This window comes from Granulicella mallensis (assembly GCF_014203225.1).
Classification (GTDB): Bacteria; Acidobacteriota; Terriglobia; order Terriglobales; family Acidobacteriaceae; genus Granulicella; species Granulicella mallensis_A.
This window is the reverse complement of the sequence record NZ_JACHIO010000007.1, coordinates 132407-146214: the sequence shown is the minus strand read 5'-3', so window position 1 is coordinate 146214 and position 13808 is coordinate 132407. Positions and strand designations below refer to the sequence as shown.

12 protein-coding genes and 1 pseudogene are annotated in these 13808 nt (G+C 55.7%); 8 read left to right on the top strand and 5 right to left on the bottom strand.

Annotated elements, in window-relative coordinates; all coding sequences use genetic code 11:
- Nucleotides 1–487: 487 nt before the first annotated feature.
- On the top strand, nt 488–664 hold the full coding sequence (locus HDF15_RS09770) for a hypothetical protein (protein ID WP_184255062.1): 177 nt from the start codon (nt 488–490) through the stop codon (nt 662–664).
- 80 nt (nt 665–744) lie between these two features.
- On the opposite strand, the gene HDF15_RS09765 is transcribed toward HDF15_RS09770, so the two are convergent.
- The 5 genes and pseudogenes from HDF15_RS09765 to HDF15_RS09745 all read right to left on the bottom strand — a co-directional run bounded on the left by HDF15_RS09765 (nt 745) and on the right by HDF15_RS09745 (nt 4870).
- Nucleotides 745–2283, bottom strand: coding sequence for a Do family serine endopeptidase (locus HDF15_RS09765; RefSeq protein ID WP_184255060.1), 1539 nt, complete (start codon nt 2281–2283; stop codon nt 745–747).
- Between the two features lie 27 nt (nt 2284–2310).
- Nucleotides 2311–3351 carry a M56 family metallopeptidase gene (locus tag HDF15_RS09760; protein ID WP_260330993.1) on the bottom strand — a complete coding sequence of 347 codons (1041 nt, stop codon included), beginning with the start codon at nt 3349–3351 and terminating at the stop codon, nt 2311–2313.
- 257 nt (nt 3352–3608) lie between these two features.
- Entirely contained in the window at nt 3609–4034 is a 426-nt protein-coding gene (locus tag HDF15_RS09755) for a BlaI/MecI/CopY family transcriptional regulator (protein ID WP_184255056.1), read from the bottom strand.
- Nucleotides 4035–4063: 29 nt separating this feature from the next.
- Nucleotides 4064–4255, bottom strand: a pseudogene (locus HDF15_RS09750) (DUF4396 domain-containing protein); the annotation flags it as partial.
- 171 nt (nt 4256–4426) lie between these two features.
- A complete protein-coding gene (locus HDF15_RS09745; RefSeq protein WP_184255052.1) occupies nt 4427–4870 on the bottom strand; it encodes a low affinity iron permease family protein in 444 nt (147 codons plus the stop codon).
- Nucleotides 4871–5208: 338 nt separating this feature from the next.
- Between HDF15_RS09745 and HDF15_RS09740 the strand changes: the two genes are divergently transcribed.
- From HDF15_RS09740 to HDF15_RS09710, 7 genes are all read left to right on the top strand, one after another.
- Nucleotides 5209–5481, top strand: a complete 273-nt coding sequence (locus HDF15_RS09740; RefSeq protein ID WP_184255050.1) for a GlsB/YeaQ/YmgE family stress response membrane protein — start codon at nt 5209–5211, stop codon at nt 5479–5481.
- A 156-nt stretch (nt 5482–5637) separates the two neighbouring features.
- Nucleotides 5638–7530 (top strand): amino acid transporter, encoded by a 1893-nt coding sequence (locus HDF15_RS09735; protein WP_184255048.1) that lies wholly within the window; start codon nt 5638–5640, stop codon nt 7528–7530.
- A 337-nt stretch (nt 7531–7867) separates the two neighbouring features.
- Complete coding sequence (locus tag HDF15_RS09730) at nt 7868–9175, top strand: MFS transporter (RefSeq protein ID WP_221314362.1); 1308 nt, start codon at nt 7868–7870, stop codon at nt 9173–9175.
- Nucleotides 9176–9338: 163 nt separating this feature from the next.
- Nucleotides 9339–9695 (top strand): YhjD/YihY/BrkB family envelope integrity protein, encoded by a 357-nt coding sequence (locus tag HDF15_RS26440; RefSeq protein ID WP_409254874.1) that lies wholly within the window; start codon nt 9339–9341, stop codon nt 9693–9695.
- Complete coding sequence (locus HDF15_RS09720) at nt 9644–10255, top strand: YihY/virulence factor BrkB family protein (protein ID WP_184255042.1); 612 nt, start codon at nt 9644–9646, stop codon at nt 10253–10255. Before HDF15_RS26440 ends, HDF15_RS09720 begins: the two co-directional genes overlap by 52 nt.
- Before the next feature lie 204 nt (nt 10256–10459).
- Nucleotides 10460–12859, top strand: a complete 2400-nt coding sequence (locus HDF15_RS09715; RefSeq protein ID WP_184255040.1) for a glycoside hydrolase family 15 protein — start codon at nt 10460–10462, stop codon at nt 12857–12859.
- 73 nt (nt 12860–12932) lie between these two features.
- On the top strand, nt 12933–13796 hold the full coding sequence (locus tag HDF15_RS09710) for an MIP/aquaporin family protein (protein ID WP_221314361.1): 864 nt from the start codon (nt 12933–12935) through the stop codon (nt 13794–13796).
- The last annotated feature ends 12 nt before the right edge of the window (nt 13797–13808 follow it).

Sequence of the window (13808 nt, the reverse complement as noted above, 5' to 3'; positions counted from 1 at the left end):
CATACATCCGATATCGGTCGATACTTAGTCCATTGGGGTATTCTACGGCGCGCAGTTCTCCGATCCTTTCATCATCCGGCGGGTAATTCCGCCAGGGCTTTGAGGAGTAGTGCTCTTATTTACTTGCAACCAGGACGACGCTCGAAGATCTTGAATTTGACGATTTTCGGTTCGACTTTGTGAAAGGTTTGGACCTTGAATGATCGGCCTTCTAGCAAAGTACCAGTACAAAAAGAAGGACGGAAGCGAGTTCACCTCGTTTGTCATTAGAGAACATTGGTCCGGTCCAGATGTTATCGAGAACTGGCTTGATGGAGTTGCCGCAATGAATGACCGGTAGCCAGATCGCCGCTTTCGATTTCCCTTTGCGATACAAGCTCAAAGATTTATGCGATACCCGAATTAAGACCTTCGCAACCTTCCGGATGGGGGCTTCGTATCGGCCGGACGTCCCTTCAACGCCGTTACGTTCAAGGAAAATCACGATATGGGCGGTAACGAAGTTGTCAACGACAAGATGCTCGGGCATTCCTTCATCTCACGCAGGACGGCTATCATCCTGGTGTCGACCTTCTCCGTGGTCGCGTTCTCCATTCTCGTCTGGGCAACCTCAATGGGCTGGCTCCTGCAGCACCCTCTTCCGGTGGAGCAGGACGCAGCCTAAGAAATCCTGCGTCATGCTCTTCAGCAGTTCGAGGCAGATTAGGCGCGGACAGCCTGAAAGAACGGCCCGCGCCTGTCCGCTTACCCGTTCTGGTTCTCAGCCTCCGGGCTGATCGTCCTATAGCTGACGTTACCCTTCGACCACACAGTCAACAGGAGGTCCTTCCCGGCACTATTGCCGTGGATCTCACCGAGAAACTGGTTTGCTGACGACGCCGGCTGGCGGTTTACTTCCAGAATCACATCTCCCGGTTGCAGGCCTGCGTCTTCCGCTGGACTCGCAGGACGCACACTCTGCACGACCACACCATGCAGTTGGTCAGGAGCGTTGATCTGCTGGCGCGTCTCTGCTGTCAATTCGCTGACCGACAGACCAAGTTTGCCGCTCTGCAGACCGCTGTCCTCCCCATGACCTTGAGCCACTTCCCTGTTGGCTTTGAACTGCCCGACCGTGATGTTTACCGTCATGGACTTACCGTTACGCAGGACACCTAACTCGATCTTCGTGCCCGGAGTGTCTTCGCTGACCGCAACCTGCAAGGCGCTGCCATTGTTGATCGGTTGACCATTCAGTTGATGAATCACATCACCTTGCTGAATGCCCGCACGGCTTGCCGGGGAATCCTGTGTCACCTGCGATACGATCGCTCCAGATGCATCCGGCAGATTAAAGAAGTGAGCGTTGTCTGGAGTCACGTCATTCATGCTGATCCCCAGATACCCGTGGTCCACCTTCCCGTGCGCGATCAATTGCGCTGTAGTAGCCCGCGCAATTTGCGCTGGAATGGCAAAGCCTGCGCCTGCAAACGAGCCGTCATTTGAGATGATGAAGGTGTTTATGCCTACGAGTTCTCCGTGGGCATTTACCAGCGGTCCACCCGAGTTACCGGGGTTGATAGCCGCGTCCACCTGGATATAGCCGCCCGGTTTCCGCGCATCGTCCGAGTATGGATTAGGACGATTGACCGCGCTCACAATACCGCGCGTCACTGAGAATTGGAAATATCCAAAAGGGCTTCCGAATGCGAGCACTGTTTGGCCCGGCTGCAACTTGCTTGAGTCTCCCCAAGAAATAGCGGGCAGGTTGGTCGCGTTCACCTTTACCACGGCGAGGTCAGTCAGCTTATCGACACCGACAACTTTGCCAGTCAACACGCGCCGGTCGTGAAGCGTCACCTTGATCTGCGTCGCGCCATCCACTACATGGTTATTCGTCACGATGTAGCCGTCCGGCGAGATGATGACACCACTTCCGATACCGTGCTGAAGTTGCGGCTGCTGTGGAGCCTGCATCCCACCACCCTGTCCGAAGAATTGCGCGAAGCCCGGGGGCACCTCCTGCTGTCCCTGTGCGGAGGTCTCTTCCTCGGAACCACGTGAAGTCACCGCAATATTGACTACTGCGGGTGTTACTCGAGCGGCAAGGGTCTCCATCGCAGTATCGAGCGACGTCAACGCAGCTACGCTGTGATCGTCCAATGGCGATGCCGTCACTGTAGAGGCATGAACACCGTAATGAGTGCTGAAAAGTGCGATCCCGAGTACGGTAGCGGCACATAGGGACAGTGGAAGGAAAGAGCGCTTTGCTCTTTCTACTAATTCATTAGTTGCAAGTGGCATGGGAAGCTCCATAAAGACAGGTTGGGGTTAGAGTTGAACGATTAGCCAGCCGCCACGTATGGGCAAAGCGGCGTAAGTGAATTGAGAATCTTCTGCCACCGCCCACCGAAGGCGATGCGAGTCGAGCCTCTCTTCGCGAACAATTGCGATCCTCTGGAAGGGGGCCTGTCTGTTCTCCCGTTTCACGACATCGCGCAAACGGGTCTGAGGCACTCGCCGCTTTCTGCTGGAAGTTGTCATGTCTTTGCATGGCATGAGCGCTTTCACGAGCGTTGGCCGAGCGAAACCGGTGTAGGCTGATGGCCTGTTTGCAGGCTCAATCGAGTCCGACGCCACTAAAGCATCGGGAGTTCGGAACGTGAGGATTGCCGGAACCTGCACACAAAGCACGGAAACCCCGGATACCACGGCCAGAATTAACCCCGCCGAAGCCACACTCCACCGTGACTTAGCGCTGCGTTGCGAGGGATTTAGGATGCGATCCACCCTCAGTTCCAACTCGGAACGGTGCTGTCCAGCACCCAGCGCGAGCAGCATGCTCCGCCGCATCAGTGATTGCTCCGCCAAATTCGTAAGACAAGTGGCATACGCCTTGCTGCTTCCAGTGAGCCGCAGGACACCATCGTCGCATGCCAGTTCGCGTTCGACACACAGTCGCCTCTCTAGCCAGAGCAGCGCAACGTTCAGCGGGAAGACGACCAGAGTCAGCTTCTGGAACAAATTCGTCCAGTCGTCTCTGCGCCCGAGGTGCTGCATCTCATGCAGGATGATTTGCCTGATATCCGCCGGCGACATCTCTTCGCCGAATACAGACGGCAGGAGAATCCGAGGTCGGAAGAAGCCAACGACACTCGGCACGTCGACATCCTCACAGGAACACAGCTCCGCGCTCCTGCGCGACCAATAAGCGGCCTTCCCTTGCAGCAAACTGGCAAGTTCAGCATCTGGCTTTATTACGCGAGCGTTCTTCGACAACAGGTGCAAACGCCACGCGCTATGCACTAATCGGGTCGCACGATAAAGCGAAGCTGCTGCCCAGGCCGTGCATATCAAGAAAGCCCACGCCATGGAAATGTGCATCCCAAGGTCAATCCCCGCCACTTTGGGAGACTGGTTGGTAACGATGGAAAAGAATGGCAGAATGGCCGCTACTCCAAAGACCGCCATCCATATCAAAGCACGCACACCAGTTCTCAGAGCTGGCAGAAGCCGCAGACACACTGCGGTCAACAATGTCAGTAGGCCGCCTTCCCACAGTGAGGTAAATATTGCGGTCGACAGAAATGCCGCTACGTGCGCCACAGACCCAATACCGGGAAGCTCCATCACTTTTTCCCCCTCGGCGGAAGGCTCGGCTCGTCACCAGGAAAAACATCCGCCGCTTCGTCAATAGCTCGTCGCAGTCGCAGCAATTCTTCCGAAGTCACATCGCCATCTCCCAGCAGCGAAAGCAGCAACGATTCCCGTGAGTTGCCGAAGAAACGCTGCAACACATGCCGCACCTCGGATCGGCTTGCTTCGCTTTGCGCAACACAGGGGACATAGAGAAACGCCCGCCCTTCCTGGCGGTGGGTGACGTACCCCTTCTTCTCCAGTATCCGAATGGTGGTCAATACAGAGGTATAAGCTAGCGGAGTCGATTCCGAAATCGCGGACACGATGTCCGCTACCGCGCACTCCCCGCGCTCCCACAGCACGCGCATCAGCCTCAGTTCGGCTTCGGTAAGCGTGATGGAGCGCTTTGGGGGCATCGAGTAGGCCGTCCTTCGAGTGGAGCGGTTCAGCTCTCCACACTATCCAGACGTTCGACTAATTGATTAGTTAGCAAGCACGGAATTGCGTAAGGATTATTCCTTGAGAGTCCGGAGGCGTCCGACATTGCTTCCTTGAAGCCACTCTTGATGAGCCACCAGTTCATCGGGTAAACCGTAGCATAACCGACGATCATTGCGATTTGCATCATCAGCCAGAATCGCGGATGGGATTTGACAGATGTCGCTCCTCACACATAGGTATGAGCGGATTTGGCCTGCCGACGTGCATTCAATACTTGGGCTCGATCACCAGGCTCGGCAGGTATCCGTCGGCTATTCATCTCTCATTAATACAGCAAGAGACGATAAGCCTGCTTGGATGACAACCGCTAGTCATTTACGTCTACGGCCTTAAGCGCGTTCGCTTTTCGTGGCCGTGCTTCGCATTCTGCTTTGATCTTCTCGTATTTTCTCTGGAGTTCATCCAGCTCTAGATCACTCAGATTCTCGATGTCGATCATCTGATCACGAGCCTTATCAATGGCACGGATAAGCTCGTTGAGCTTTAAATTGATTGCTCGTGCGTCTCGATTTTGCGTGTTCTGGATGAGAAAAACCATAAGGAAGGTGACAATGGTTGTGCCGGTATTGATGACCAGTTGCCAGGTATCGGAAAAATGAAAAATAGGGCCCACGGCGGCCCAAACCACGATCACCAAACCCGCTCCGGCGAATGCCCACTTCGATCCCAGCCACCCGGAAGCATGCGCCGCGAATTGTCCGAACCAATCGTTCGTGGTTCTTACTTGCACCTCAATAGGTTGTTTATCCATATTTGTCTCCTTCGAACTTACGACCGATCCACATGCCATTATTTCTGGCTATGAAACCTGCTTTCTCCTGGCCTGGCAGGAGTGACTCATTGACACCTGCTATTTGTACAGGAATCACAGAGCTCCTGATTAATCCCAAGAAGCCGAAGACCAACAAAGAGAAGTATTCAGCCAAAAAGAGCAAAGAGGATGAAGCCAAGGCAGCCCCATCGCTCTAGACCTAATCCAATTTCGCATCGACGCTGTCGAGGGCAAACCAATCATGGGCGCATCCGAGCGTTTCACCCGATAAACGGGTCACGCGATATTACCCGAATCATCAAATACGAGGAGACACTATGGGACACGGAATTATCGCTTGGATCATCATTGGTATTGTTGCGGGCTTTCTCACAGGGAAGATCATGAAGGGCTCGGGTTTTGGAGTCCTGGCGGATATGGTGATTGGACTCATCGGCGCCTTGATCGGCGGCTTTATCTCTTCACACCTCGGGCTCGGGGGCGTTGGAGAGCACGGGCTTATCATGAGCATCGTCATTGCAGTTGTTGGCGCGGTGATCCTCACGTTCCTCCTCCGGCTCATTACAGGAAATAAGTCCGCCGAACTTTAGCCGAATGCAGACAGCCAAGCTACGCAAAATTGCAGCTGGTGATTGGAAGCAACATTAAGTCGATCGTATAAGCATCAAAGAGGGAGCACCTTCGTGCGTGGGGCAGTATATCTCTCGTTCCGCGCGCGGAGAGTCCCTAAGAACAGGACTAGACGATTGACCCGAAGCTCCGTTGCCGATTGGCTGCTCGCCGACATTCGACTTCCGAAAGGCGTTCATAGCGCGCCATCTCCAGAGCACGTCTGGTGGCGCGTTATGTGCCTCACCGGTGTCGATTATTTCTCAACTCTTGGTTATCAGCCTGGCATCGCCTTCCTCGCTGCTGGAGTTCTTTCTCCAATTGCGACCTTCGTCCTTGTCCTTGTCACTCTCTTCGGGGCCTTACCTCTCTACAGCCGCGTTGCTGGCGTCAGTTCCAACGGACAGGGCTCGATTGCAATGCTGGAAAAGCTCTTCCCTAAGTGGGGAGGCAAGGCATTCGTTCTTATTCTGCTCGGCTTTGCGTCCACAGACTTCATCATCACGATGACCCTCTCCGCCGCTGATGCTGCTGCACATTTCACCCACAATCCCTACGCTCCGCGCGGGCTTTCCAGCCAGATGTTTGTCACCCTGCTGCTGCTCGCCATCCTCAGCGCCATCTTTCTCAAAGGCTTCAAGGAAGCCATCGGAATCGCAGTCGTGCTGGTCAGCGTGTACCTGCTTCTCAACGCTGTCGTAACCGCTGTGGCGCTCATCGCCCTCTTTCATCATCCGGAGGCCCTGCCAGCCTGGAAACATGCCGTTTTCGGCAGTCATCCCAACGTGCTTGGCATGATCGGCATCGCGCTCTTGCTCTTTCCCAAGCTGGCGCTTGGACTCTCCGGCTTCGAAACCGGCGTCGCCGTCATGCCGCTTATCGCAGGTAAGGATCTCGAAGATCGAATCCGTAATACGCGCAAATTACTCTCCACCGCAGCCATCGTCATGAGCATCTTTCTCATGCTGACGAGCATAGTCACGACCATGCTGATCCCGGCAAAGGCCTTCGCAGAAGGCGGAGAAGCTAATGGCCGTGCCATAGCCTATCTTGCCCATCAATATCTGGGAAATGGATTCGGTACTCTCTACGACATCTCAACTATCCTCATCCTCGCCTTTGCGGGTGCCTCCGCGATGGCCGGACTCCTTAACCTCATCCCCCGCTACCTGCCTCGCTTCGGCATGGCGCCGGAGTGGGCACTTGCGTCCCGGCCTCTGGTTCTCGTCTTTATGGGTACGGCGGTCGCTGTCACTCTTGGATTTCACGCAAACGTCGACGCCCAAGGGGGAGCCTACGCCACTGGCGTCCTTGTACTGATCACGTCGGCGGCTATTGCTGTGACCATACACGTCTGGGCCAGGAAGGTCCTCCGATTCGCCTTCGCGTTCATCACCGCGATCTTCATCTACACCACTGCCGTGAATATCATCGAGCGGCCCGAAGGAATCAAGATCTCCTCGTTTTTCATCCTCGCGATCATTGTGACATCCGTTCTCTCTCGCGCGATGCGCTCGACGGAACTGCGCATCTCCGAGGTGATCCTCGAGCCTACAGCTACAGCGCTTCTCTCAAAGGATGAAGACCAAATCATCCGACTCATCGCGCGCAGCCCCAAACACGACGACGACAAGAACTGCATACAGGAACTTGATGAGTTGGATGCCTTCGTACGCACGCGCTACGGAATGGATCCAACCGAGTGTCTTTTCTTTCTTGAGATCGATCGCACAGACGCCTCTGAGTTTGAACACTGCCTTTGCGTCGAAGGTCGTCAAGTCGGTCCGCACAGGATTCTTTGCGCGAATAGCCCTGTCGTGGCCAACTCCATCGCTGCCCTTCTGATCCATCTGGAGAAGACCACCGGACATACGCCTCATGCTTACTTCAAATGGAAGGAGGGCAATCCGGTCGCTAACATCGTTCGTTTTATCTTTCTAGGCGAGGGCGATACCGCCCCTTTGACTCATGAGGTTCTGCGAAGAGCCATTCGCGATCCAGCCCGGCGGCCCATCATTCACGTCAGCTAGAACTCTCCGGCCACCTAGCCTATTTGCGAAGACTCCGTGGACTCGGATTCCTGAATGCCTGACACCATCGTGTAACGGATCCGCGCCATACCAATGACCTGCGGACTATAGCCAGTTCTTGAATAATGTGTTCATCCCATCTGAAAGACCAGTTCCATATTCCTTGCTGTCCGCAGGCTAACTTCGCCCTATATTCACGCGACGTTCATGCGTTGCCAATAGTCGCAGGCATCGAATCAAGGACGAGGCAAACGCCACGGCCACATCGATCGACACCAGGCAGACTGATTTCTCCGAGATGGATAATGCGGGGATCTCCAAAGAGCATTGGAAGATCATGTTTATCTCAGGAGTTGGCTTCTTCACCGATGCCTACGATCTCTTCGTTATTGGCGTTGTCATGGCGCTGCTGAAACCCATGTGGCATGTCGGCAAAGTGGAAGAGGGTCTGGTTGAGTCCACGGCTTTGCTCGCCGCAGCTATCGGTGCGCTCCTCTTTGGTCGAGTTGCGGACATGGTCGGTCGCAAGCGGATCTACGGGGTCGAAGTCTTGGTTCTCGCCGCAGGCGCAATTGCCTGCGCATTCTCCCCGAATATCTGGTGGCTCATCGGCTTTCGTTTCATTCTCGGTATCGGCATCGGCGGTGACTATCCCGTCTCCGCGACAATCATGAGCGAATATGCCGGCAAGGCCCATCGCGGGATGCTCGTCACCCTGGTCTTCGCGATGCAAGCCGCCGGATTGATCGTCGGTCCTCTTTTCGCTGCGGCTCTGCTCTCCACTCATCTCTCGCATGACACCATCTGGCGCATTCTGGTGTCTTTCGGCGCTCTGCCCGCCCTAGCCGTCTATGGTGCGCGTCGTCATCTCAAAGAATCGCCCCGTTTTCTGAAAGCTGCAGGTCATGAAGAGGATGACTCCGGAAAACTGAAGAAGTCAGAGCATTTCGATAAGAAGACACACTCGGTCTCCTTTTGGGACGGCTTCCACCGTCTCATCGATAGCAGGATGGTTCTCTTCCGCTTGGTCGGTGCAAGTGCTGCTTGGCTCCTGATGGACTTTGCCTACTACGGCAACACTGTTTCCAGCCCGCTCGTGCTCTCGGCCCTTGGCAGCGATCACACGATCCTGCAGAAGACTCTGACTCAACTCGGCATCTTCGTTGTCTTCGCGGCGCCCGGTTATGCGGTTGCGGCGCTAACGATGGATAGGCTTGGCCGCAAGACGATCCAGGGCCTCGGCTTCGGCATGATGGCGGTGACCTTTGGCTTGCTCACCCTGATTCCCAGTGTCGAGAAGCTGATGTATCCCTTCCTGATTATCTATGGCTTCAGTTACTTCTTTACCGAGTTCGGCCCGAATGCCACTACCTTCGTCTACCCCTCAGAGATCTTTCCGGTAAAGGTCCGAACTACCGGTCATGGTATCGCTGCGGCCATGGGGAAGATCGGTGGATTCGTCGGAGTCTTTACCTTCCCGTTCTTTATGCAATGGCATGGCCTGCCCGCTGCCGAGGGTGCGGCAGCCATCGTCAGTGTCCTGGGATTGGCGGTCACAGTCTTCCTGCTGCCCGAAACCAAAGGGAAAAGCCTTGAGGAACTCTCTGAAGAGCCTTCCACTCCGATGGAAAAGGCGGCCGCCTAAGAGATCGGCTATCGAAATCGCGCCTGCTGTTGGGATGTCCTCTTCACTCGTTCCTTGATCTGCCGAAACCTCAGAAACTCAGAAAGCCAAATCATCAATCTCTGCGTCGACCCTTACCAATATTTAAGGCACGCGCCGGCCGGTTTCATGCTCAACTGTCACCATGGCCGTATTGTGGAGCCTCCGAGGATTGTCCTGGCGAGAGTTGGCTAAGCGAACGTGTCGCAACAGTTGGGAGCATGAAGTTTTCGGACAAGCAGCACGACTCGCATTCTACTATTTTCTGAGCATTTTCCCGGCCCTCCTGCTATTGCTCGTCTTCCTGAATTTGCTTTCCAGCACTGGATCCGCACTGCGTAACACGCTCCTGGATTACATTCAGCAGATCGTTCCTCCGGGAGCTTCGGCCCTGCTCACAAAGACCGCTGGGGAACTGAACTCGAGAGCCACCATAGGGGCGGGTGCTCTATGGGCAGTCCCAAGCGCAGCCTGGCGATCTTCAATAGCACCTGGGCAATGATGGTCGGCCTGAACAAGGCATATGGAGTTAAAGAAGAGCGCCAATGGTGGAAGATTCTGGCCATCGGCTCGGCACTGACGGTGGCGCTGGGAGTGATGGGACTGATGTCGCTCGCGGCAATGCTTTATGGCAGCCGTGCCGGAGCTTCCATCGGTCGACGGCTGGACGTGCATGCTCCCTCCGTTTTCTGGCATATCACGCAATGGTTCGTGGTCGTACTACTGCTCTTCTTTTCATTCGCTTCGCTTTATCGCTTTGGGCCAAACTTAAAGGATCGCAGATGGCAATGGAGTACACCGGGAGCAGTTGTAGCGGTCGTGTGGTGGGTCGGTTCCATACTGTTTCTTCGCATCACTCAGGAGTCTTTCAGCTCCTCCCAGAGAATCTATGCGGGAATGAAGCCAGTAGCTGCGCTTCTGTTGTGGCTATATTTCACGGGCTCAGCCATTTTTATTGGAGGCGAGACTAATTCTGAAATCGAGAAAGCTGCGACGGACGCGGGCGACTCTGACGTAAGGAGACCGGGGCAACGGCGCAGCGGTGGGAACGAATCCGCATAGGCATCGCATGCCGGGAGTTGCAAGCTCTATGGCGCCAAAGCGAAGATAGAACCTTGGATGGTGCGGGAACTCCGCATAGCCTTGCTATGAATCTCTAGCTTATCGTGTTGTTTGTTCCGCCGCGCCACAAGGAACAGCCGCATGCTCAGACCGCTGATCGCACTCAGCCGGCATCATATCGGTATCTACGCTTGAGGTACAACAATGCAGGAAGTTGCAGGCAAGGAAGCGTTCGGAAAGCCAGGAATCAAACCTCGTTGGACACGCAGCAACAAGGCAGGTATCGGCAATGCATATTCCGCCTCCAGCCATCTCTGGTTCACGATCTGGAATGGCATTGTCACTGAAACCTATTACCCTACTGTGGACCGTCCCCAGCTTCGCGACCTCCAGTATCTGGTTACTGATGGCAAGACCTTCTTTCATGAAGAGAAGCGCGATCTCACCGTCAGGATGGAGCGCATCTCTGACCATGTGCTCGGCTATCGCTGCACCAATGCAGACGCTGACGGCCGCTACACCATCACCAAAGAGATCATCGGCGATCCGCATTTACCCTGCCTTCTCCAGCGGACCCGCGTCAATGGCCAGGACAAGACGTTTCTAGCAAACCTCAGGATCTTCGCTCTATGTGCCCCCCATCTTGAAGTCGGCGGTGCCGGAAACAACGGTTATATCGCCTTTGCCAACGGCCAGCGCATTCTGATGGCGCGGAAGGGAAATACGTGGATGGCGATGGGCGCGACCGTTCCCTTTACGCATCTCTCCTGTGGCTACGTCGGCGCGAGTGATGGCTGGACCGATCTCCACGACAACTACAAGATGGACTGGGAGTTTGATCGTGCCAGTGATGGAAATATCGCCCTCACCGCAGAGGTAGACCTTGGCAAGACGCAGGAGTTTACGCTCGGCCTTGCGTTTGGGAACAGCGAGCACCGCGCTGTCGCCAATCTGCTGCAGTCTCTCGGCATACCTTTCGACGATCACCTGGCGAGGTACAGGAAGCAATGGGATGAGACCGCCTTGCACCTCAGGTCACTCCAGAGTACGTCCTTCGATAAAGGGAATCTCTACAACAGCAGCTACAGCCTCCTGCTCGCGCACGAGGATAAGTCCTTCGCCGGCGCTCTCATCGCAGCGCTCGCTATTCCCTGGGGAGAGGCTAAGGGGGACCACGATGAGGGCGGCTACCACCTTGTCTGGACGCGCGATATGGTCCATAGCGCAACCGCTCTGCTCGCCGCCGGCGATACCGCGACCCCGCTCCGCGCGCTCATCTACCTTGCCGTCGCGCAACTGAGCGATGGCGGCTTTCCGCAAAACTTCTGGGTCAATGGAGATGCTTATTGGAACGGTGTCCAACTCGATGAAGTTGCTTTCCCCATCATTCTGGCGTGGCATCTTCGCGGCGAGGATGGGCTGGCCGACTTCGATCCATTCAACATGGTCAGCAAGGCCGCTGCCTATCTGATCCGCAACGGCCCAGTCACGCAACAGGAGCGATGGGAAGAGGCTTCCGGCTACTCACCCTCCACGCTCGCCGCGAACGTCGCCGCTCTCGTTTGCGCATCGAAGTTCTTCCGCGAGCGCGGCGACGAGGAAACCGCGACCTTCGTCGAGGAGTATGCCGACTACCTTGAGTTGCACATAGAAGACTGGACCGCAACCGCGACAGGCTCTCTGGTCGAAGGCACATCCTCGTACTACATGCGGATTCTGCCGGAGCAGGTTGGCCAAAAACACCCCGCCGAAGACAAGGAATCCCGCGGGCTGCACATCGCCAATCATGCCTCCGGCGAGCAGAGTGACTTTCCCGCCCGCAATGTCGTCGATGGAGGCTTTCTGGAATTGGTCCGCTACGGTATCCGGAGCCCGGACGACCCCACGGTACTCGCCACCCTGAAGGTGATCGACACCGTGCTCAAGACGGACACCCCTGCCGGCCCAACCTGGCACCGCTACAACCATGATGGCTATGGTCAGCAGCAGGACGGCAGTCCCTTTACCCAACATGGTGTGGGCCGCGTATGGCCTCTGCTCAGCGGAGAGCGCGGTCACTATGAGCTCGCTGCCGGCCGGAGCACCGAGACGTACATCCGCACCATGGAAGATCTTGCTTCAAAGACCGGCCTCCTCCCTGAGCAGTCCTGGGACCAACCCGACCGGCCTGAAATCTACATGTGGCTCGGCCGGCCCACAGGTTCGGCAATGCCACTGATGTGGGCTCATGCCGAATACATCAAGCTTCTTCGCTCCACAGCGGACGGCAAGGTCTACGACACGATTCCCGAGGTGGCGGAACGCTACCTCGGCACGCGCGGCAAGAGAAAGCAGCTCGAGGTCTGGAAGCCGAGCCGCCATGTGCGCTTTATGCGCCCTGGCGAGGTCCTTCGCGTGCTGGGTGACATCGCATTCACACTCCACTGGTCCAGTGACAACTGGGAAACCACTCGGAACACACAATCGGCTAAGAACGCCCTCCAGATTGACTATGTTGATCTGCAGGACGTCACCACTTCCTCTGGCGTCTGCATCCGCTTTACTTTTCTCTGGGCTGAGAATAACCACTGGGAAGGGCAGGACTACGCAGTCACTGTACAGTGATCTGCATGCCACAATACCCGTGGATGGTCGTGCCACCTGAAACGGAGTTGGCTGGTGTGGCAGGAGCAATTCTTTGAGCAAGACTGTAGCCAAAGCCGATCAACGTCCTTCCATATCGACTCCGCGATCGGCATTCGAGCGCAACTGGCGCTTGTATATCTTCGAAGGCATCGAACTCGCGATCTTCATGATCTCTGCGTGTGTCTTTACCGTCTTTCTCGATAATCCCTCCTATCCGGCAGTCCATCTTATTCCGAATCCTGCCTTACGCCGCCTGCTGATGGGAATCGCAATGGGGATCACAGCAATCTTCATCATCCGCTCCCCCATCGGGAAGCGGTCCGGCGCACACTTCAATCCCGCGATTACGTTGACTTATCTTCGACTTGGCAAGATCGATGTATGGAATGCCTTCTTCTATGTGGCGTTCCAGTTTATGGGCGGCGTATCTGGAGTGGCAGTTTCAGCCATCGTGTTGCGCAACAGCCTTGCCGATCCGAGCGTGGATTACGCGGTTACATCGCCTGGGCAATATGGAACCGCAGCCGCGTTCTTGGCGGAATTTTTTATGGCGACGCTTCTCATGGGAGCCGTTCTCTGGATCTCAAATCGACCAGCTATCGCGAATTACACCAGTTACTGCGTCGGAATCCTGATCACACTGTATATTCTCGTCTTCGCCCCAGTATCTGGTTTTAGCATCAACCCCGCCCGCACCACCGGGTCGGCCGTCTTTGCCGATGTATGGACTGCAGAGTGGCTCTATTTCATCGCGCCGCTGCTCGGCATGATGATCGCGGCTGAGATCTACCTTCGCATCTACGGCGCGGATCGAATCCTCTGTGCAAAGTTACATCCTGATCCGAAATATCCGTGCCCGTTTCTCTGCCATTATCCATTGCATCGCCACGGGCCCGAGCCGCCTATGGAAGCCTGATACGCACCTCGC

Bases quoted from the DNA above. Each gene is read 5' to 3' on its own strand.
- HDF15_RS09765 (WP_184255060.1), bottom strand. From the start codon at position 2,283: ATGCCACTTGCAACTAATGAATTAGTAGAAAGAGCAAAGCGCTCTTTC.
- HDF15_RS09770 (WP_184255062.1), top strand. From the start codon at position 488: ATGGGCGGTAACGAAGTTGTCAACGACAAGATGCTCGGGCATTCCTTC.
- HDF15_RS09760 (WP_260330993.1), bottom strand. From the start codon at position 3,351: ATGGCGTGGGCTTTCTTGATATGCACGGCCTGGGCAGCAGCTTCGCTT.
- HDF15_RS09720 (WP_184255042.1), top strand. From the start codon at position 9,644: ATGGGCAGTCCCAAGCGCAGCCTGGCGATCTTCAATAGCACCTGGGCA.
- HDF15_RS09730 (WP_221314362.1), top strand. From the start codon at position 7,868: ATGTTTATCTCAGGAGTTGGCTTCTTCACCGATGCCTACGATCTCTTC.
- HDF15_RS09755 (WP_184255056.1), bottom strand. From the start codon at position 4,034: ATGCCCCCAAAGCGCTCCATCACGCTTACCGAAGCCGAACTGAGGCTG.
- HDF15_RS09745 (WP_184255052.1), bottom strand. From the start codon at position 4,870: ATGGATAAACAACCTATTGAGGTGCAAGTAAGAACCACGAACGATTGG.
- HDF15_RS09715 (WP_184255040.1), top strand. From the start codon at position 10,460: ATGCAGGAAGTTGCAGGCAAGGAAGCGTTCGGAAAGCCAGGAATCAAA.
- HDF15_RS26440 (WP_409254874.1), top strand. From the start codon at position 9,339: ATGGCCGTATTGTGGAGCCTCCGAGGATTGTCCTGGCGAGAGTTGGCT.
- HDF15_RS09740 (WP_184255050.1), top strand. From the start codon at position 5,209: ATGGGACACGGAATTATCGCTTGGATCATCATTGGTATTGTTGCGGGC.